Genomic DNA, 20,942 nt, shown 5'->3' on the forward strand with positions numbered 1-20,942 from the left:
GGCCGGGACGCCTCGGGGGTGCTCGGTCGCCAAAACGGGGCGTTCCCCAAGCGGGAACAGATATATACGGCTTTGGTCCGACTGTCACACCATGAGCCCCCAACCGAACAAACGCCCCGGCCGAACCATCCGCTCGGTCCAGATAGCGTTCAACATCATCGACCTCCTACAGGAGGAGGCGGGTATCGGCGTGACGAGAATCGCCGACGAGCTCGGTCACTCCAAGAGCACCGTCCACAGCCACCTCCGAACGCTCGAAGAGCGGCGTATCATCGTGCGCGAGGGCGACGGCTACCGGCTCGGACTGCGGTTTCTCGACGTCGCCTCGCACGTCCGCGACCAGATAGGGAACTTCGACATCGTCCAGAAGGAGGTCGACTCGCTGGCCGATGAGACGGGCGAAATCGTCCAGTTCGGCGTCGAGGAGTACGGGATGGTCTCGTACCTCCACAAGGCCCAGGGAGACCACGCCGTCGAGACGCTCTCCCGGGTGGGGACCCAACAGCCGATGTACTCCACGTCGCTCGGCAAGACGATTCTCGCGTATCTGCCCGCCGAGCGCATCGAGGAGATTGCGGCGGAGATGGAGTACGAGCCGAAGACGGCGAACACCATCACCAGCCCCGAAGAACTGTTCGAGGAACTCGAAACCATCCGCGAGCAGGGCTACGGCATCGACGACGAGGAGAACATCAACGGTCTGCGCTGTGTCTCCGCGCCCGTCAAGAACGACGAGACCATCCTCGGCGCGATAAGCATCACCGGTCCGTCGAGTCGGTTCACCGAAGACCGCCTGCACGGCGAACTCGCGGACTACGTCCGGAGCGCCGCGAACGTCATCGAACTGAACACGAAGTTTTCCTGAGCGCGCGGGGGCCCGCGGCTCAGTAGTTCTCGTAGATGGTCTTCACCGACGAGAAGAAGTCGAGTCCGGCGTCGCCCTGCTCGCGGTACGTGTTGGTCGACGAGTCCTTGTAGCCGCCGAAGGGGACGTGGAGTTCGAGGCCGGTCGTCTTCTCGTTGATTTTCGCGACGCCCGCTTCGACCTCGTTGACGAAGCGTTTGCCCTCGCTGAGGTCCTGCGTGACGATGCTGGCAGACAGGCCGTAGTCGACGTCGTTGGCGAGGGCGAGCGCGTCCTCGAACGAGTCGGCTTTGACGACCGCGAGCACGGGGCCGAAAATCTCCTCTTGGGCGATGCGAGCGTCGTTTTCGACGCCGGAGAACACCGTCGGCTCGACGAAGTAGCCGTCGTCGTAGTCGTCGCCGAAGAGCCTGCTCCCGCCGGCTTCGAGCGTCGCGCCCTCGGCGGAGCCGATGTCGATGTATTCGAGCGTCGAAGAGAGTTCGCTCTCGGAGACGTGCGGGCCCACGTCGGGGTCGTCGAGGCCGTCGCCGACGACGAGCGACTCGGCGTAGTCCGAGACGGCCGCAACGAACTCGTCGTAGACGTCTTCGTGGACGATGGCGCGCGAGGTGGCCGTACACGACTGGCCGGTCGTGCCGAACGCGCCGACGCCGACGGTCTCGGCGGCGTCTTCGATGTCCGCGCTGGGCATCACGACGGTCGGGTTCTTGCCGCCCATCTCACACTGGACGCGCTTGAGGTCGACCGCGGCCGTCTCGGCGACCATCGTCCCCACGGCGGTGCTCCCGGTGAAGGAGACGCCGTCGATGCGCTCGCTCTCGATGAGCGGGCCGCCGACCTCGCTCCCGGACCCGGTGATTGTGTTCGCCACGCCGGCCGGCAGGCCCGCGTCGTCGAGGCATTCGAGGACGATAGCGACGACGCCCGGTGCCTCTGACGCCGGCTTGAGGACCGCGGTGTTGCCGGCGGCGAGCGCCGGGGCGAGCTTCCACACCGGGATGGCGATGGGGTAGTTCCACGGCGTGATGAGCGCGACCGTCCCGAGGGGTTCGTGCTTCGTGTAGAGGTCCTTTCCGGGGGCGCTCGCCGACTTGACGGTGCCGCCGACGTCCCGCGCCTTCGCGCCGTAGTAGTGGAAGATGTCGATTGCGCGCTGTACCTCGCCGCCCGCCTCGGAGCGCGTCTTGCCCTCCTCGCGGACGAGCACCTCGGTCGCCTCGTCCTTCCGCGCTTCGAGGTTGTTACCTGCCTCGCGGAGAATCGCGCCGCGGGACGGGCCGGGCGTCGACGCCCACTCGTCCTGCGCGGCGACGGCCGCGTCGAGCGCCGCCTCGACGTCCGCCTCGGTGGACGCGGGGTGGACGCTGACGACTTCGCCGGCCGCCGCGGGGTTCGTCACTTCGAACGTCTCTCCCGACTGGGAGTCGGTCCATTCGCCGTCGATGAAGTTACCGTAGGTTCTCGACATTCGACCTAGCCATGCACACCCATCACTAAGTAAGCTTCTCATGCCGAACGCCGGTGGCCGGCCCGCGCTCGTGAGCGACACCGGGCGTGGGGCACGCGAATTTGGACCATTCGAAGAAAGAGCGACGAGCCGCCGACTCAGAGCAGGAACTGGAGAACGACGAAGAGCGTCGCGACCGAGACGGCGGTCGTGGCGAACACGTTCATCGACGCGAGGTCGGCGTCGCCGCCGAGTTCGTTCGCGTAGACGAACGACGAGACGGCGGTCGGCGTCGCGAGCATCGTCACGCCGGCTTGGACCGTCGACCAACTCGTCGCGAACGTCGAGAACACGGCGAAGGCGAGAAGCGGCATCAGGACGACCTTGCTCCCGACGACGGCGCCGACGGTGCGGAAGTCGAACGACTCGGTGGAGACGGTGAGCGACGCGCCGATAGAGAGCAGCGCGACGGGGAGCGCGAGCGAGGAGAGCGCGTTGAGACCCGTCAGGAGGACGCCGGGGACGCCGAGGCCGAGCCCGGAGAAGGCGAGCCCCAACACGAGCGCCGGGATGACCGGCGTCTTGAGCACGCCGACGAACTCCTCTCTGAACGATACGTCAGCGCCGTTGACGAGGACGAGGACGGTGATGGTGAGCGGGACGTGCGTGAGCGCGCCGACGCCGAGGATGACGGCCGCCTTCGCCGACGCCAGCGAGCCGAACGTCGACTTGACGAGCGGGAGGCCGAGGAAGCCGAGGTTCGAGTAGTACGACTGGACGATGGCGACGCTGCGGGCCGAGTCCGGCGACACCCGGCGGTGGACGACCCAGCCGACGAACAGCATGGTGAAGAGGACGAGCCAGAAACCCAGGAGGAGCGTCGGTTCGATGACCTCGCGAATCGGCTGGTCGTACGTCGAGGTGAACACGAGCGCGGGGAGCGCGAAGGCGAACGCGAAGAACGTGAGCTTGTCGCGGCGGCCGCTGTCGAGGACGCCGAGACGCTTCGCTAGCGCCCCGAGGCAGAGCACCCCGAGCATGTAGCCCAGATTTGCGGCGACGGTCATACCCTTCCATCGAACAGGGGGGTTCTTCGGTGTTACGCTCGCGGAGATTTCGTTCGGGTAATTCGAGCACGAGAGCGCCTGAATCGCGCGTATTCCGGTTAATCGTCCATGAGAGATTCGAGCTCACGAGCGAGGCGTTCGCCGACGCGAATCATCGCGTCGTCGCCGGGGTGGACGAGGTCGGTCGTCATCCCGCTGGCGGTCGGCAGGAGGTCCGGCCCCTCCACGAGGTGGACGTTGTCGTAGCCGCACTCGGCGACCACGTCGCGGAGGTGTTGGCGGAACGTCTCGGAGAGCGTCGCCTCCTCGTGGTCGCGTTGATACTCGCGCACGTGCGGGAACAGCGTGATGCAGGCGACGGGTTTCGTCGGGTTCGCCGCGGCGACGGTTTCGACCATGTCAGCGGCCCGCTCGCGGAACTCGTCGGGCGAGAATCGACCGACCATGTTCACCGAAAGCGAGAGCGTCGCCACGTCCCAGTCGTCGCGGGCGGCGATGTGGTCGGCCATCGCGGGGTCGCAGTAGGCGGTCCCGCAGGAGCCGAGGTTTATCGGGTCCGCGCCCAGTCGGAGAGCCGTCTGGTTGACGTACGTGAGCATCTCCGCCGACGGGGCCTCGCCCTCGGTAATCGACGTTCCGTACGCGAGGTATCGGAGGCTCGGCACCTCGTCGGCGGTCGGCGGCCGTCGCGCGCCCTCGACGTCGTGATAGTAGATGTGGCCGCCGCGGTGGTCGCCGGGGAAGACGAGTCGACACACGTCGGGCGCATAGCGCATCTCGCCGGTCGCCTCCGGGTCGAGGTCGGTAAGCGACTCCGGGAGGGACAGTTCGACCGTCGTCGGCTCCGGGCCGAGCGTGAACTCCTCGCCGCTCGCCTGAAAGTCCCCCCAGAACGGTCGAACGAGGCTGTTTCGCTCCTCGGAGGAGAGCGTGATTCGAACCGTCCCCTCGGGGACGAACCGAATCTCGGTCCCCGCCGGGTGACACATCCGCGTCTGCGCGCCGGTGTTCAGGCCGCTCCTGACGGCCTCCGGGACGCGGAGCAGTCGAAGCCCCTCGTGTGGTCTGACCCGCTGGAGCGCCCTGACGTTGTGGAACTGAACGTCGTCGTGCTGGATATCGTCGTGCTGCATACCGTGTGAGTCACGCACACTCCGCACCTACTTATCGCTACCTCCGACCGCCGACGCGCGGCGAGCGCCACCGCGGGCTACGGCCTGATTCGACAGCCGGGTTCCCGAGGCGGGAAAATTACACCCATATGCTTGTAATATCTGGGCTACTGTGCCTCCGAATTCGCGCGTTCGTCGCCTCCATCGGGTGGTTCCCCGGGAACACTAAACCCCCTAATCGCCCGAATTTCTACGTTACAGTCAACAACAACCCACGTTCGCGAGAGAGGAACATCGAAATCATTGCAGGGGAATAATCGGCACAATTCTCCGATAATGCGTTCCCCACCTGCGAACGGAGGGCAGGAACACGGCGACTCCGCGGTGGTCGGCTTGGGCGGTTCAGCCCTCGGCTGTCTGGGACAGGTGAGCGCAGCGGGGGAGGGTCGTCGCCTCCAGACGGGCTGGCACCGCTCCGAACGGTAGGGGAGGCGGAGACGCGACTCGGGGCTCAAAGATAGTGGTGGGTGCTTCCGACCGACACAGTCGGGAGCCGTCAGGCAGTGTGGGTGGTGGTCAGTCGTCGTCGATGCGGCCGGATGTCGGTGCGCGCTCGGGTCGATATCGCCAGTCAGTCGATGACGCGGGCGACGCCGTCGGACAGCTCCTCGTACAGTTCCTCGGCGCGGCGCTCGTCTTCGGCCGACAGCGACCGAATCGGCTCGCGGACCGCCCCGCCGTGCAGGCCGGCCAGTTCGAGGCCCTTCTTCACCACCGGAACGCTGATCGCGCCGGGGAGGTCGTTGTCTTCTCCCGTCTCGCCGCGGAGGGCTTGGAAGGGAAGCGTCAGGTCGCGAATCTCGCGGGCGCGCTCCCAGTTCTCCTCGGAGAGCGCATCGAACAGCGCGAGGCCGATTTCCGGGCGGAAGTTACTGACCCCCGCCGAGAACCCCTCGATACCCTCGTTCCAAAACGAGACGGCGTACGGCTCCGCGAGGCCGTCCACCCAGACCACGTCGTCGTCCGCGGCGGCGACGGCGGAGCCGAGTTTGACCGGGTCCTCGATGGCGTACTTGACGCCGACGACGCCCTCGATGCGAGAGAGGTCGCGGAGGAAGGCGACCGAGGGGTCGAAGCCGCGGACGTAGGGAACGAGCGGCGTGTCGGTCGCGGCGTCGAGTTTCTCGTAGTAGCGAAGCAGGCCGCGCTCGTGGACGTACGTGTGGTCCGGCGGCATGACCATCATGGCGTCGACGCCGACGCGGTCGTAGGCGTCCATCAGGTCAGTCGCCGCCTTCGTCGACCCGCCGACGCCGGCGAGGACGCAGGCGCTGTCGGGGAGCGCGTCGACCGCCGTCTCAGTCACGTCGACGCGCTCCTGCTGGGTGAGGGAGTGATATTCGCTGATGTTCGCGGCCGCGAGGAACGACGAGATACCGTCGCCGGAAAGCGACTTCGCGTTCGCTTCGAGTTTGTCGTGTTGAATCTCCAGGTCGTCGTCGAACGGCGTGAGCAAGCCGACGGCGACGCCACGGAGACGACTACGTACACGGTCGTCTGCGAGTGGCATGGTACAGTCAATCTGAGTCAACCGTGATAAAGCCATCGTCAACCCTTGAACCCGTCGTACGCGCGTGAGAGCGCCCGCGAGTCGTCCGGTCCGGAACGCGACGTTCAGCGTTCGTGAACTGAGCGGGGCGGGTGGCGACGGGGTGGTTCGGTCGGTGCGGAGTGTTCCGACGCGCGGCCCGACTTCGCCACCCATCAATTTATTACGATTTGGTCAGAGTGGATTCGTATGGACGTCTTGATGACCGGCGTCTATGGCCGGTGCGGCACCGCAGTCATAGACCACCTGCACGACGACGACGCCTACGACTTCACGTATTTCAACCGCTCTGACCGACCCGACGACCACCCCTACGGGGGCTACGACACCGTCGTCGGCGACGTGTCCGACTACGACGCCCTCAACGACGCCGCGGCGGGACAGGACGCCATGATTCACATGGCGGCGTACCCCTACACCGACGGCACGTGGGAGGACATCTTCGAGCCCAACATCATCGGGATGTACAACGCGCTCGAAGTCGCCCGCGAGAACGAAATCGAGTCGTTCGTCTTCCTCTCGACCAACCACGTCATGGGCGGCTACGAAGACGAGTTCTCCCCCGAGATTTACGAACCGGGTCACGGCCTCGTCATCGGGCACGACGACCCCGTCCGCCCCGACTCGTTCTACGGCGCGTCGAAGGCCTACGGCGAGGACATGGGTCGCTACTACGTCGAGAACTACGAATACCCCAAGCAGTTCTACGCCCTCCGGGTGTGCAGCGTCCGGATGCCCGAGTACGACCATCCCTACGGCGACGCCGAGCAGGCCGTCGAGAACGGCGAGTTCGAGCGCGGGAGCGCCGAGTACGAGGAGACCGTCGGGCGCATGAAGGCGATGTGGCAGTCCCGCCGCGACTTCGCCCACGAAATCGACTGCTGCCTGCAGGACGACGACGTCGAGTTCGGCATCTTCAGCGGCGTGAGCGACAACCAGCGCCGGTGGTACGACCTCGAACACGCCCGCTCGCAAATCGGGTATCACCCGCAGGACGACGGCGAGGAGTGGGACAGCCCGCCGGAGTAGTCCCGAAGTCCGAGCCACGTCCCGCCGTCTGTCCCGTTTTCGGTGCTTCCAACGACCCCCGTAGCTCACACGAGCGAAGGGAACTCTGCAATCAGATTTTTATGTAGTTGTCAGACACGTTTTCGTGGGTATGAAAGACACACCCACAGACAGCGATTCGAATCGGGCATCGCTCAGCAGACGAACAGCGCTCGCGCTCCTCGGAGGGACCGGGGTCGCGGCGCTATCCGGTCCCGCGGCCGCCCGGTCCGACGGCGAGCGCGGCGACGGCGAGGAACGCGACGACGGTCGGGGGGCGGACGGCAAGCCGTGGAACCGAGACGTCGACGCGAACGGGAACGGGCTGTACAACCTCGCGTCGCTCGACGTGGACCACGTGTACACCTCGGCGCGCGACGCCGACGTCATCGTCTGGAAGGACGACGACGGGGCGTTCCACGCGGACGGCGCGGACGGCGAAGTCGCGTCGGGCGACAGCGTCGTGCCGGTCGCGCAAGCGGCCATCGATAGCCTCACCGAGGGGCGGACGTGGAACGAGAAGGTGCTCATCGCCTCGCCCGGCGAGATTACGAGCGGGGACGGGAGCCTCGAACTCCCGAGTTACACGACGCTCGACGCGCCGGCCACGCTCTCGGTTCCCGAGGGCGAGTCCGTGCCGCCGGTCGTCCGGGCCGTCGGCGCGGACCACGTCGAAGTCGAGTCGCTCGTCGTCGAGGGACCCGCGGCGATGGGCATCCGACTCACCAGTTGTTCGAACGTCCGCATCGGCGACGTCCGCATCACGGGCGTGACGAGTGACGGCATCCGCATCGACGGCCGGGGTGACGCGCCCCGCTCGACCGACATCCAGATGGAGCAGATATACGTCGAGGGGAACGACCACCACGGCGTCGAGACCTACGGCGTCGACCGCATCCAAATCGAGCAGGTCGTCGGCAACGACCCCGCGAGTTGCGTCGTCCTCCTCAACGACACCGTCGACGCGACAGTCAACAGCGTCGTCGGCCTCGAACCGGGCGGCCCCGCGGGCTACGCGACGTTCCGCGTCGCCAACGGCGCACACGACGTGACGGTCGGCGAGGTCGTCAGCCGCGGCGGCAACCGGGGCGTCTTCGGCGTCTCCGAGTGCTACGACGTCACCATCGGCCACGTCAACATCGAGGGGGCGGAGGACCAAGGAATCCTCGTGCAGAACTGCCGGGACTTCGCGGTGCAGGGCGGCGTCGTCAAGAACACGAACGGCGACGGCGTCCGCATCGACTCGCGGGACGACGGCGAACAGCTTCCGGCCGAGGGCGTCTCCATCAGCAACCTCCGCGTCTACGACGACCGCGACGAGCCGAGACAGACGTGGGGCATCCTCGAAACCGGGCCGGCGTGCAACCACAACCGCATCGTCAACAACGACGTTCGGGGCGGCGGGACGACCCGGAACATCGGGATTTTCTCGAACACGACGGTCGTTCGGGACAACGTCGGCGGCGGCTTCGCCGACGGCGAGGTGACGCTCTCGGCCGGCGAATCGCCCGCGGCCCGCGTCGAGGGCGTCAGCGAGTTCCCCGACGTGACAATCCCGGGGAGCGTCGACGAACCGGAGGACTTCGAGGCGTCGGCGCTCTCGGTCCGCGCGAAGCCCGCGACGACGGGGACCGCCGAGACGTACGCGTGGGAGAGCTACGTGGAGTGGAACGGCTCCGCCGGGTGTTGGGACCTCGTCTTCGAGTGGCGCACCGACCCCGGCGTCGACGTGACGCTCGACTACGTCGTGGACAAGACGCGCTGAGGCGGTCGTCGAACCGGCGGCCGTCGGTTCGCTGTTGGCGGCTGACGACGGACGTATCGCCTACTGCGCGAGTCGGTGAGTCCGAAAAATGATGGCGGCGGGGCAGCCCGCCGCGACGACGCTCACTCGGTGTGGAGCGTGACGTAGCCGTCGAAGTTGAGAATCACGAACTGCGCGAGGTCGCCGAACAGCGCCTTCCCGGTCGGCGAGCGGTTCCGGCCGAGGATGAACACGTGGTCCGCGTCCTCCTCTTCCGCGACTTCGATGACCGTCTCGGCGCGCTCTTTCTCGGCGGCGATTCGCGGGACGATGTCGTAGGACACCTCGTCGTCGGTCCCGAACACCTCTCGGGCGACTTCCTCGGCGTCGTTCATCGCGCCCTTGAACGCGTCCTGTTCCGTGTACGACGTGTGCTCGACGTCCCCGATGGTGTCGAGGACCTCCTGGGTCTCCTCGAACTCGTCTTCGGTGAGCGTGACGAGGAGGACGAGGTCGGCGTCCGCGCCGAGCGCGTGTTCTCTGGCCTCCCGGAGGAGGTCCGCGTGCGAGTCGGTGTTCTCGATGAGTACTAATCCTCTGTCCATGCACCTGCATTCCGTCTCGTCTTATCTAAGTCTACCGCAGGAACCGGGGGCAGTATACTGAAATACACCGCGGTACTCTACGTAGGCATGCCCGAATCGAGTCTCGCCGACGTGCTCCGCGATTACGAGACCCGGATGAAGTTCGTCCTCGTCATCTCGCTGGCTTCCATCGCGCTGCTCCTCGTCTCGCTTCCGTCGATAGAGCCGGGAACGACGACCCACGCGCTCGTCTACCTCCAGTTGACGACGTTCGGCGGGCTGGCGGTCGTGATGCTCGGACTGTTGCTGTGGACGGCGAAGAGCGCGTGAGACGGACGCCGACCGACCATCGTGACGAGCGGCGCAACAGGTATTTTCTCTATCATGGATAGTATGGGCAAATCCAGTATCTATATTAACAGGGAGTATCATGATAGATGATACCGCATGGCTGGAAAGCGTTCAACCAACTGGAGTAGACGAGACCTTATCAAGTACGGAGCGGTGGCTGGGACGGCCGGACTGGCCGGTTGCTTCGATAGCTCGGGGCAGACGACCGAGGGCGGAAACACCGAAGACGGCACGGACGGGGGCACGAACACCGAGGGCGGCTCGACCATCGCCGACGACACCCTCGATTACCCCGCGGGGCGACCCGCGACTGACGTGCAGTTCAACCGCTACAGCCTCGGCAACTACGCGCACACCCTGCAGGACCAACTGTTCGAGGAAGTCGCGCGCGGCTACGCCGACGGGACGGTCCGACCCGACCTGCTCGAAGACATGAGCGTCGACGGGCGGACGCTCACGCTGACGTTCCCCGAGGGGTTCAAGTGGTGGAACGGCGACGACCTGACGGCCGAAGACTACTACGTCGGCCTCGAAATCGACCGCCTGCAGTCGCCCGAGGAGTCGCCCATCGAGAGCAACACGCTGGTGGACGACTACACCATCGAGCGGACGTTCAAGACGGCCGTCTCGCCCAACCTCATGAAGGCGAACGTCGCCGAGACGTTCGTCAACACCCCGCGGTCGGTCTACCGCGAGTACCTCACCCGCTACGAGGAAGCATCGAGTGACAGCGAGCGCGAGAGCGTGACGAGCGACCTCCTCGATATGAGCATCACCACCCAGCAGCTCATCGACGAGGGACTCGGCAACGCGCTGTACCGCGTCACCGGCTTCAACTCCTCGGAGACCATCCTCGAAAAGTTCGAAGACCACCCGTACGCGAGCCGCACGGACATCCCGAAGGTGCGCATCATCCCCGAGACGACCTCCGACGTGGAGTCGCTGTCGGTGAACGACCAGCTCGACATGAACCCCGACGTGCTCATGTCGGAGTCCCAGCAGTCCCGGTACCCGGACAACATCGAGAACGTCTACCGGCTCAACTGGTTCCGCACCCAGAAGTTCACGTTCAACTTCAAAAACGAGCACATCGCGCGGCTCCCCGTCCGACGCGCCATCGTCAACGCGGTGGACTTCGAGTCGATGGTCGCCGCGATGCGGCAGGCCGGGACCGTCGGCGAGCCCGCCGAGAACCAGACGGCGCTGCGCTCGACGATTCACGACGAGTACCTCGGTTCGGACTTCGTCGACCAGCTCATCGACTACCCGGTCGGCAAGGACCTCGAAACCGCGACGCAACTGCTCGAAGACGCCGGCTACACCAAGGAGAACGGCACGTGGGTCGACCCGAACGGCGAGTCCTTCACGTTCACCGTCCTCACGCAGAACAACAACACCCAGGTGCAGGCCACGAAGGTCTTCAACGACCAGCTCAACGCGTTCGGCCTCCAGACCGAAATCAGCACCGTCAGCTCGACCGACTACTACCAGCGCCTCCAGACGTACGAGGCGGACATCTTCTGGATATGGCACGTCGCGAAGGCGCTGTGGCACCCGACGGCGTACTTCTCGAACAACTTCTACGGCATCGAGGTCGGCGACCCGTCCAGCGGGAACGAGACCGGTCCGACGGGCAAGCCCTTTACGACGACCATCCCGAGCGAGGTCGGCGCGGCCGAGATTTCGGGCAGCGGCAGGGAGATTCAGCCCGCGAAACTGATGAACGACCTGCCGAACTCCGAGTCGGCAGAACAGGTCAGAGAGCGAACCCGCGACCTCGTCCAGTGGTTCAACTACGCGCTTCCCGACTTCGTCTTCGTCGAGGAGGACTCCGGCTACTGGGGCGATACGCAGGACTTCTCCATGCCGACGGGCGACGACTACGAACTCAACACGAACCGGCCGGGCGAGTTCTCGTTCAAGAACGGATGGATTAGCTCGAACTCGCAGTAAGGTGAGACGGCACCCCCAACGGGCTTAACCACCACAATTAAGCTCTCTCACGCTAGAAGCCAAACTATTAATAATGACACCAAAGTATTTGTTGAAGCGTCTCGGGCAAGCGATACTGACGTTTCTCGTCACGATGACGGTCTCGTTTCTGCTGTATCAGGCCATGCCCGGCGGGCCGACGGAAGCGATGCGGAGCGTGATTCTCTCGCAGAGCGGCGGGAGCGTCGACATCGACCGACTGAACAGGATGATACAGCTCTACACGAACGTGAACCCGGACCAGCCGATGCACGTACAGTACTTCAATTACGCGTCTGACGTGATTCTCCGGCAGGACCTCGGCACCTCGTTCTTCAAAAACGAGGAGGTCACGACGCTCATCATGCAGCGCATCCCGTGGTCGATGTTCATCAGCGTCTACGCGCTCGCGCTGGGTTACTCGCTGAGCATCTTCCTCGGCGTGATGACGGCCTACCGCGAGAAGTCGCGGTTCGACTCCACGGTGTCATCGCTCATCATCAGGCTCAACTCGATTCCGTACTACATCGTCGGCGTCGTGCTCATCTACTTCCTCGCCATCCAGAACAACTACTTCCCGACGGGCGGCCGCATCGGCTCGGGAATCGCCGCGGGGTACAACCCCGAGTTCATGCTCAGCCTCGTGCAACACGCGGCGCTCCCGGCGATTTCGATGGGCGCGCTCGCGACCTCCGGCGCGCTCGCCATGCGCGGCAACGCGATTCGCGTCCTCGGCGAGGACTACATCCGCGTGGCGCAACTGCGGGGTCTCCGCGAGACCCGCATCGCCACGCAGTACCTCGGGCACAACTCCATCCTCCCGATGTACACGCAGTTCATGATCGGCATCGCCGGCGTCTTCAGCAGCGCCGTCATCGTCGAGGAGGTCTTCGCGTACCCGGGCATGGGCCTCCTGATGTTCGAGGCGGTCAAGACGCAGGACTACCCGCTTTTGATGGGCACGCTCCTCGTGTTCACGGCGATTTCGCTGACCGCCATCTTCATCGCCGACCTCACGTACACGCTCATCGACCCGCGCATCTCGGTGGGTGAGGAGTAACTATGAGCGAAGCACATTCCGACTCGTTCGACCTGAAGGACCTCTACGACGAAGACATCGACCCGGACCCGGAATCGCGGGCCGACCGCGCAAAGCGATTCCTCGAAATGAACGTCGTCGCCCCCGCGCGCATCGCGGCCGACGACTGGCGCGCGCTCGTCGGCGGCGCGATTCTCGCCTTTTTCCTCCTCATGGGAACCGTCGGCGTCTGGCTCGTCGAGCGGCCGACCAGCGGTGACGCTCCCGTCCTCGCCGCGCCGTTCGAGTCGCTCGCGTACCCGCTCGGCACCGACGTGTTCGGCCAGCCGATTCACGCCCAGCTCATCCACGCGACGCCGGGCATGTTCAAGATGATATTCGCGGGCGCGGTCGTGAGCGTCGGCTTCGCCGCCCTCGTGGGCGTCGTCGCCGGCTTCGAACACGGCACGCGCATCGACTCGTTCCTGATGACCGTCACCGACGTGGTCATCACGATTCCGGGCCTGCCGCTCATCATCGTCATCACGGCCATCTTCCAGCCCGAGAACCCCTACATCGTCGGGGTCTTCCTCGGCATCGACAACTGGCCCGGGCTGGCGCGGACCGTCCGCTCGCAGGTGCTGAGCATCCGCGAGGAGTCCTACGTCGAGGCGTCCGAAATCATGGGCATCCCGCTGTCGTCGATTCTCCGGCGGGACATCCTCTCGCAGCTCATGCCGTACGTGATGATAAACGGGGCGCTCACCTCCCGTCGCATCATCTTCGAGTCCGTGGGGCTGTACTTCCTCGGCATCCTGCCCTTTACCACGTTCAACTGGGGCGTGATGATGAACCTCGCGTACGAGGGCAACGCGCTCACCCGCCCGGACATGCTCCCGTGGATGGTCGCGCCCATGGTCTGCATCTTCCTGCTGTCGTTCGGGCTCGTCCTCCTGTCGCAGGGGCTCGACAGCCTGTTCAACGTCCGCCTCCGGGCGCGCCACGCGAAGACCTCGAAGAAAGGCACCTCGAAGAACAACCAATCGCAGGCGACCGGCGGGGACTGACCCCGTGCCAACACCTATTACCAGACGATGACTACCAACCAAGCAATGCGAACGTCGAATCAGAACGACTCGGACCCGGACCAAGACGTCGTGTTCGAAGTCCGCGACCTGGAGGTCACCTTCGGGACCAATCGAGGCGAATCGAGAGTCGTCCGCAACGTCGATTTCGACATCTACCGAAACGAGACGCTCGGCATGGTCGGCGAAAGCGGTAGCGGGAAGTCCATGACCTCGTCCGCGTTGATGAACGCGGTCGTCAGCCCGGGGGAGACCTCCGGCGAGGTCACGTACTACCCGCCCGACGGCGGCGAGCCGATTTCCGTGCTCGACCTCGACGAAGAGGAGCTTCGGAAGTTCCGCTGGGGCGAAGTCGCCATGGTGTTCCAGGGCGCGATGAGCTCGTTCAACCCCGTCAAGAAGGTCCGTGGTCACTTCCGGGAGACCCTCGAAGACCACAACCGCGACGTGGAAGCGGGGCTCGAACGCGCCCACCAGATTCTGGGCGACCTCTATCTCGACCCCGACCGCGTCCTCGACTCGTACCCCTACGAGCTCTCCGGCGGGATGAAACAGCGCGCGCTCGTCGCGCTCGCGCTCATCCTCGAACCGGAGGTGCTCGTGATGGACGAGCCGACCGCCGCGCTCGACCTCCTGATGCAGCGCTCTATCGTCTCGCTGCTCAAGGAGCTCAAAGAGGAGTACGACCTGACGATTATCTTCATCACGCACGACCTGCCGCTTCTCACCAAGCTCGCGGACCGGCTCGTCGTGATGTACGCGTTCGACATCGTCGAGGTCGGCTCGACCGAGGAGATTCTGTACGACGCGGCGCACCCCTACACGCGGTCGCTCCTCAACGCGACGCCGGACCTGAACGCGCCCATCGAGGAGATGCAGTCCATCTCGGGCTCGAAGCCCGACCCGGTGACCAACATCCCGGGCTGCTCGTACCGGCCCCGGTGTCCGATGGCCGACGAGTCCTGCGCGGAGGCGGAGCCGCCGATGGCCGACCGCGGAAGCGGTCACCGGACCGCGTGTTTCTACCACGACGACGTGTCCGACGAGATTCCGATTCCCGCGATGGAGGCGGCCGAAGAGGGCGGTGAGTCGAAATGAGCGTCGACGACTCCATCCTCTCGGTGGACGACGTGTCCGTCCACTTCACCGACAGTAGCGGCTTCCTCGGCCTGTTCGGCGAGCGGCAGACGGTCCGCGCCGTCGACGGCATCTCGCTCGACATCGGCGAGAACGACGTGGTCACACTCATCGGCGAGTCCGGCTGTGGCAAATCGACGTTGGGCAAGACAATCATCGGCGCGCAGGAGCCGACCCACGGCTCGATAACCTACCGCGGACAGGATATCTGGGAGGCCAAGAACGGCGGCGACCCGGACATCCCGTTCTCGGAGATTCGGCGGTCGCTCCAGATAATCCATCAGGACCCCGGCAGCGCGCTGAACCCGAACCAGCGCATCCTCACCTCGCTGATGCTCCCGCTGAAGAAGTGGAACCCGAACCTCGGCGAAGAAGAGCGCCGAAAGCGCGTCTACGCGCTCCTCGAACGCGTCGGACTCACGCCCGCGGAGGACTTCGTCGAGCGGTTCCCCCACCAGCTCTCGGGCGGCGAGAAACAGCGCGTCGTGCTCGTCCGGTCGCTGCTTTTGAACCCGGACGTCATCCTCGCCGACGAGGCCATCAGCGCGCTCGACGTGAGCCTCCGGGTGGAGATGATGGACCTGATGCTCGAACTGCAGGACCTGTTCAACACCTCCTACGTCTTCATCAGCCACGACCTCTCGAACGCCCGGTACATCGCCGAGAAGTCCGGCGGCCGCATCGCCGTCATGTACCTCGGCCGCATCGTCGAGGTCGGGCCGATAGAGCAGGTCATCGGCGACCCCCAGCACCCCTACACGCAGGCGCTGAAGTGGGCGACGCCGAACCTCTACGAGGGCGACGAGGACGACGACCTCCCGATTCGGAAAATCGACATCCCCGACCCGACGAACCGGCCCAGCGGCTGTCACTTCCACCCGCGCTGTCCGAAGGCGCGGGAGGTCTGCGAGACCAACGACCCGGGCGCGTTCGAAGACGAGACCGGCCACGCCGCGCGGTGCTTCCGCGCCGACGACACCCACGAGTACTGGGATAGTCCGAGCATCGTCGACGACTGAGTCACCCGTTCGCGGACGCCGCGACCCGGTTTTCAACCATCCGTTTTCGCCCCCAAGAGCCGTGCGAGCCGGTCGAACGACCCCCGTGCGAACAGTATCTATTTGTGTGCGGAGAGCTACCGTGTGAGTACGTATGTCAGTCAACGCATCGCGCGTGCCTTCGCTCCGGAAGGCCGCGTCGTCGAACCGCAACTTCATCATGACCGTACTCGCCGGCGTCTTCATGATTCTCCTCGCGCGCTTCGTCCTCGACGGAACGATAGCGGGGATGTTCGGCGTCTGGGGAATCTCGCTCGTCGGGGTCGGCATCGGCGGCTACCTGCTGCTCCGGCTGTGGGGCTCGTACAATTGACCGCGGAGGCCCGCCACCGGAACCGAACGTCGAACTGAATCACCGACCCGAAAAGCAGCGTGCAGCGTTCCGCGAGCGACCGCCGTCGATTCTGTTTCGTAACGGGCCTCGCCGGTTGTCCCGGCTCCCGGCCGTCGCGTCCGACGCGGTTACTCGACGCGGTTAGCGTCGATGTAGTCCCAGTCGAACGCGTAGCCGAGTCCGGGCGTTTGCGGGAGTTCGACCACGCCGTTGTCGTCGATTTCGTCCGGCGGGTGTTCGAGGCCGGGGAAGTACGTCTCGTAGTCGTGTTTCGGGTGCAGGAGGCCGCGCTCGTAGTACCGACCGGGGAACGCCATCGTCCCGAGCAGTTGGAGGTTGGGCGCGTCGCGGCCGTGAATCTCGCACTCGATGTTGAACGACTCGCAGAGACCGACCGCCTTCAGCGCCGGCGTGATGCCGCCCACGTCGTAGACGCCGACGCGGATGATGTCGGCGATGTCCCGCTTAATCCACTCCGCGCGGGTGTGCATCCGACCCTCGGCGGTCTCGGGGCCGACGACGGCGATGTCGAGTTCGTTCGAGAGCCACTCGTAGGAGGACATCGAGTGTTCGTCCATCGGCTCCTCTATCCAGCGGAAGTCGAGGTCTTCGAGCGCCTTGCCGATTTTCTTGGCCTCGCTTCGGCTGTAGAAGTGGTGGGCGTCGAGCATGAGGTCGATATCGTCGCCGACGCGCTCGCGGACCGCCCGGCAGGCGGCGATGTCCCGTTCGGGGTCGTCACCGAACGGGGGCATCCACGTGTGGAGTTTGACGGCCTGATAGCCCTCCGCGACGAGTTCCTCGGCGAAGTCGGCGTACGCCTCGGGCGAGCCGAGTCCGTCGGGGTCGTCGTCGCCGACCATCGTGCTGCCGTAGGCCGGGACCGAATCGCGGGCCGCGCCGATGAGTTGGTAGACCGGGAGGCCGGCGTCCTTGCCGGCGATGTCCCAGAGCGCGCAGTCGATGGGCGCGACGCGCTTGTCGGTGAGCGTCCCCTTGTTCAGTCGCTCGGCCCGGCAGAGCAGTTGCCAGAGCTTCTCGCGGTACAGCGGGTTCTCGCCGACGAGGTGCTTCTTGGCGAACTCGTTGGCCGCCTCGTGGCCGCCGCGGCAGTAGCCGTCGGGACCGCCGTCGACGACGACGTGCGTGATAGTCCGCGTCGACTCCCGCGGCTCGCCGGGGTGGCCGTGGCCCTTCTCGTCGGGGTCGATGTGAGACTCACAGCTGAACCGGATGGTACGGATGTCGCTGATCTCCATTCGTGGTAGTCGGTTACGCGGAACGGTGATAAAAGTACGGCGGGACCGGCGATTTCGGGGCCAGACGGTGGGGTGGGCGGCGGGGAGAAAGCGGAGGAGAAACCGGCACGCCGGTCCGTCAGTCCAGTACGTCCGCAGGCTCCTCGGGGTACGGCTCGCGGACGAGCCGGCCCATGTCGATTTCCTGGTACGGCGAGCGTCTGAGCGTCCCGTTCTCGACGAACTCGTCCGCGCCCGCGTCGGTCAGCTTCGTCGCCAGCGCGTCGCGGAGTTCGGCGACGACCTCGGGGTGATCGGCGGCGCACTCGTCGAGTTCGTTCGGGTCGGCGGCGAGGTCGAACAGCTGTTCGCGGCCGCCGTTGCGCATGAACACGTACTTCCAGCGTCCCTCGCGGACCATCCCGGTGAAGTTCGGCGGGAGCCGCGGCGTCCGGTGGTAGCCGAACAGCCGCTCGCGCGGCTCCGCGTCGCCCCGAATCGTCCCGAGCACATCGACGCCTTCGCGGAGTTCTTGGTCGCCAGCGGCGGTCGTCGCGATGCCGAACAGGTCGGTCAGCGCCACGAGGTCGTCGCGGCGCTCGCCGCCCGGTAGCTCCGCGGGCCAGCTCACGAGGAACGGGACGCGACACGACGGCTCGAAGAACGACGACTTCTCCCAGCCGCGGTGGTCGCCGAGGAGTTCGCCGTGGTCCGAGAAGAAGCAGATGAGCGTGTTGTCCGCGTCGTCGCGGGCCTCGACCGCGTCGAGCAGGCGACCGATGCGGCGGTCGACCTCCGAAATCATGCCGTAGTAGTACGCCTTGATGACCCGGACGGTGGTGTCGTCGATGCCGCCCTCGCGGGTCGTCCAGAAGTGGTGGTTCTGGGCGGGAATCTTCTCGTCCATGTGGTCGGTTTCGATGTCGCCTTTCACCGGGTTTTCGAGCCGCTCGGGGTCGTACATCCGGTCGAAGGGCGGCGACGGCGCGAACGGCGGGTGCGGCGGTTCGTACGAGACGAGGCCGAAGAACGGCTCGTCGGTGTCGCGGCCGATGAGGTCGACCGCGCGGTCGGTCATCCACGCCTCGTAGTTGTCGTCCGGCGGGAGCCGGTTCTGTTGGGGGAGGTGGACCATCGCGCCCTGCCGGGCGGTCGTCTTGACCTCGTGGCCGGTCTCCTCGCGGAACGCCTCGAAGCTCAGGTGGTGGTCGTAGCCGAGGTCGATGTCGCGCGGGTGGGCGTGGTACTTCCCGACGAGGAACGTCCGGTAGCCCCGCTCGCGCATGCTTCGGGCGAGGAAGGGGCCGCACCGCTGTTCGAGGTGTCGCGCGTCGCGCTTTTCGTTCCCGAGGTAGCCCGTCGAGACGGCCTCACAGCCGGTTCGAATCGTGTGCCGCGCCGGGATGCAGATGGGGTCCGGCGAGTAGGCGTTGGCGAAGGAGACGCCGCGGTCGACGAGTCGGTCGATGTTCGGGGTGTGGATTCGACTGTTTCCGAGCGCCCGAATCGTGTCCGACCGCTGCTGGTCAGTCATCACGAACAGGACGTTTGGGCGAGCATCACTCACGGCCGAACTCCGACCACCAGTAGTATAAAGATAGGCCACCGCGACGGTACGCGTACATGCCGCCCACAGCGAGTGCCTTCGACGTGACAGCCTACGCCGACGAGACGGACGACCTCCAGACCGAGGCGTTCCAGACCGCCATCGACGACTGCACGGAGTCCGACGGCGGAACCGTTACCGTCCCCAGCGGGACGTACACCGTCGGAACCGTCCATCTCCGAAGTAACGTGACGCTCTATCTGGAGGCCGGCGCGGTCGTCAGCCCCGCGAAGGACGAAGCCGAGTACACGGACAAGTTCATCGGCCCCGACAACGAGCGCATCTTCTTCCTCGCCGAGGACGTCGAGAACGTCACCATCGCCGGCGAGGGCGAGTTCGACGGCCTCGGAACCGAGTTCATGCGGATGGACACGCCCATTCAGGGCCACTCCAACGAGAGCGCGTCGCACCCGCTCATCTCGAACGGCCCCCACGAGGCGCGACAGGGAGACGCCTACCTCTCGCGGACGAGGGGGACCGAGGGCTGGCCCGTCGCCAAGCCCGACTTCCGGCCCGGCCCGATGTTCCGGTTCAACAACTGCACGAACGTCCGCGTCCGCGACGTGACCATCCGCGACATGCCCGCGTGGACGCTGTCGTTCCACGGGACCGAAGAAGTCGACATCCGCGGCGTCGACATCCTCAACCACCTGCTCATCCCGAACTGCGACGGCATCGCGCTCGGCGACACGAAGAACGTCCACATCTCCGACTGCACCATCCAGTCGTGCGACGACAGCATCACCTTCGGCGCGCGGCCCGACGAGCCGACGACCTGCGAGGGCATCGTCGTGACGAACTGCACGCTCCGGTCGAGCGCCTGCGCCATCAAGTTCGGCTCGGGCACCGACGACACGATTCGCGACTGCCTGTTCCAGAACATCGTCGTGCAGGAGTCGAACCGCGGCCTCGGCATCCAGCACCGCGATTCGGGCGTCGTCGAGAACGTGCTTTTCACCGATATCGTCGTCAACTCCAACATGCTCCCCGGCCCGTGGTGGGGCAAGGGCGAGCCCATCTACGTCACGTCGGTCCCGCGAGACGACGACACCGACCTCGGTGGCATTCGGAACGTGCGCTTCTCGAACATCGTCGCGCGAAGCGAGAACGGGGCGCTCGTCTACGGCTCCGAGGATTCCGATATCGAGACTATCGAGTTCGACAACGTCCGCATCGAACTCACCGGGAGCGAGCACGCCGACGAGGTGGGCGGCAACTTCGACCTCCAGCCGAGTTCGGTCGTCACGCCAATCTTCGCCAACGACATCGCCGGCGTCCACGTCGAGAACGCCCGCGACGTGACGATGCGCGACGTGACCGTCGAGTGGGACGACGACGGCGACCTGCCAGACTACTACCGGAGCGGGCTGGCCTGCGAGGACGTGAACGGCCTGCTCGTCGACGGCTTCGTCGGCCGACAGGCCCACCGCGACGACGACGCGGACGACGCGGACGACGCGGCGGCGATTTCGCTCGTCGACACGACGGACATCACGGTTCGGAACTCGCGGGCGACCGAGGGGACGGGAACGTTCCTCTCGCTGTCGGACACCGAGGGCGAGCGTCTGTTCGTCAACAACGACCTCATCGACGCCGCCGACGCCGGCGACGTGGAGTCGTTCGAGCGGTCGGGGAACGCCCTCCCGAGATAACCCGTACGTTCAAG

18 protein-coding genes are annotated in these 20,942 nt (G+C 65.6%); 11 read left to right on the forward strand and 7 right to left on the reverse strand.

The annotated features are described in order from the left end of the window. Positions 1-91: 91 nt before the first annotated feature. Positions 92-865: an IclR family transcriptional regulator gene (locus NDI65_RS09500; RefSeq protein ID WP_089780173.1), complete on the forward strand. Its 774-nt coding sequence runs from the start codon at positions 92-94 to the stop codon at positions 863-865. A 19-nt stretch (positions 866-884) separates the two neighbouring features. Here the strand turns inward: NDI65_RS09500 and NDI65_RS09505 are convergent, their stop codons facing one another. The 4 genes from NDI65_RS09505 to NDI65_RS09520 form a co-directional block, all read right to left on the reverse strand. Then, complete coding sequence (locus NDI65_RS09505) at positions 885-2,336, reverse strand: aldehyde dehydrogenase family protein (protein WP_089780171.1); 1,452 nt, start codon at positions 2,334-2,336, stop codon at positions 885-887. 137 nt (positions 2,337-2,473) lie between these two features. Then, entirely contained in the window at positions 2,474-3,382 is a 909-nt protein-coding gene (locus tag NDI65_RS09510) for an AEC family transporter (RefSeq protein WP_089780169.1), read from the reverse strand. A 98-nt stretch (positions 3,383-3,480) separates the two neighbouring features. Continuing rightward, complete coding sequence (locus NDI65_RS09515; protein ID WP_089780167.1) at positions 3,481-4,515, reverse strand: GDSL-type esterase/lipase family protein; 1,035 nt, start codon at positions 4,513-4,515, stop codon at positions 3,481-3,483. A 610-nt stretch (positions 4,516-5,125) separates the two neighbouring features. Then, a complete protein-coding gene (locus NDI65_RS09520) occupies positions 5,126-6,064 on the reverse strand; it encodes a dihydrodipicolinate synthase family protein (RefSeq protein ID WP_089780165.1) in 939 nt (312 codons plus the stop codon). Positions 6,065-6,292: 228 nt separating this feature from the next. On the opposite strand from NDI65_RS09520, the gene NDI65_RS09525 reads away from it, so the two are divergent. Both NDI65_RS09525 and NDI65_RS09530 read left to right on the forward strand, forming a co-directional pair. Beyond that, positions 6,293-7,132 (forward strand): NAD(P)-dependent oxidoreductase, encoded by an 840-nt coding sequence (locus tag NDI65_RS09525; RefSeq protein WP_089780163.1) that lies wholly within the window; start codon positions 6,293-6,295, stop codon positions 7,130-7,132. 130 nt (positions 7,133-7,262) lie between these two features. Further along, a complete protein-coding gene (locus NDI65_RS09530; RefSeq protein ID WP_089780161.1) occupies positions 7,263-8,915 on the forward strand; it encodes a right-handed parallel beta-helix repeat-containing protein in 1,653 nt (550 codons plus the stop codon). A gap of 122 nt (positions 8,916-9,037) precedes the next feature. Here NDI65_RS09530 and NDI65_RS09535 read toward each other — a convergent pair whose 3' ends face one another. Beyond that, on the reverse strand, positions 9,038-9,499 hold the full coding sequence (locus NDI65_RS09535) for a universal stress protein (protein WP_089780159.1): 462 nt from the start codon (positions 9,497-9,499) through the stop codon (positions 9,038-9,040). Between the two features lie 87 nt (positions 9,500-9,586). Between NDI65_RS09535 and NDI65_RS09540 the strand changes: the two genes are divergently transcribed. The 7 genes from NDI65_RS09540 to NDI65_RS09570 all read left to right on the forward strand — a co-directional run bounded on the left by NDI65_RS09540 (position 9,587) and on the right by NDI65_RS09570 (position 16,411). Next, the gene (locus NDI65_RS09540; RefSeq protein ID WP_089780158.1) at positions 9,587-9,808 is read left to right on the forward strand and encodes a hypothetical protein; all 222 of its coding nucleotides are present in this window, start codon (positions 9,587-9,589) and stop codon (positions 9,806-9,808) included. Positions 9,809-9,982: 174 nt separating this feature from the next. Further along, positions 9,983-11,782, forward strand: a complete 1,800-nt coding sequence (locus tag NDI65_RS09545; RefSeq protein ID WP_089780156.1) for an ABC transporter substrate-binding protein — start codon at positions 9,983-9,985, stop codon at positions 11,780-11,782. Between the two features lie 73 nt (positions 11,783-11,855). Next, positions 11,856-12,860 (forward strand): ABC transporter permease, encoded by a 1,005-nt coding sequence (locus NDI65_RS09550; RefSeq protein ID WP_310893610.1) that lies wholly within the window; start codon positions 11,856-11,858, stop codon positions 12,858-12,860. 2 nt (positions 12,861-12,862) lie between these two features. Next, the gene (locus NDI65_RS09555; RefSeq protein ID WP_089780154.1) at positions 12,863-13,885 is read left to right on the forward strand and encodes an ABC transporter permease; all 1,023 of its coding nucleotides are present in this window, start codon (positions 12,863-12,865) and stop codon (positions 13,883-13,885) included. Between the two features lie 45 nt (positions 13,886-13,930). Beyond that, entirely contained in the window at positions 13,931-15,001 is a 1,071-nt protein-coding gene (locus NDI65_RS09560; protein ID WP_089780152.1) for an ABC transporter ATP-binding protein, read from the forward strand. Beyond that, a complete protein-coding gene (locus NDI65_RS09565; protein WP_089780150.1) occupies positions 14,998-16,059 on the forward strand; it encodes an ABC transporter ATP-binding protein in 1,062 nt (353 codons plus the stop codon). The genes NDI65_RS09560 and NDI65_RS09565 overlap by 4 nt, the downstream gene beginning before the upstream one ends. A 133-nt stretch (positions 16,060-16,192) precedes the next feature. Further along, positions 16,193-16,411 (forward strand): hypothetical protein, encoded by a 219-nt coding sequence (locus NDI65_RS09570; protein WP_089780148.1) that lies wholly within the window; start codon positions 16,193-16,195, stop codon positions 16,409-16,411. A 149-nt stretch (positions 16,412-16,560) separates the two neighbouring features. Here the strand turns inward: NDI65_RS09570 and NDI65_RS09575 are convergent, their stop codons facing one another. Then, positions 16,561-17,691 carry an enolase C-terminal domain-like protein gene (locus tag NDI65_RS09575; RefSeq protein ID WP_089780146.1) on the reverse strand — a complete coding sequence of 377 codons (1,131 nt, stop codon included), beginning with the start codon at positions 17,689-17,691 and terminating at the stop codon, positions 16,561-16,563. 118 nt (positions 17,692-17,809) lie between these two features. Next, positions 17,810-19,237: a sulfatase-like hydrolase/transferase gene (locus NDI65_RS09580; RefSeq protein ID WP_089780145.1), complete on the reverse strand. Its 1,428-nt coding sequence runs from the start codon at positions 19,235-19,237 to the stop codon at positions 17,810-17,812. 56 nt (positions 19,238-19,293) lie between these two features. On the opposite strand from NDI65_RS09580, the gene NDI65_RS09585 reads away from it, so the two are divergent. After that, positions 19,294-20,928 (forward strand): glycosyl hydrolase family 28 protein, encoded by a 1,635-nt coding sequence (locus NDI65_RS09585; protein ID WP_310893611.1) that lies wholly within the window; start codon positions 19,294-19,296, stop codon positions 20,926-20,928. Positions 20,929-20,942 lie beyond the last annotated feature (14 nt).

The sequence above is a fragment of the Haloferax sp. S2CR25 genome (genome assembly GCF_031624535.1).
Lineage (GTDB): Archaea > Halobacteriota > Halobacteria > Halobacteriales > Haloferacaceae > Haloferax > Haloferax massiliensis.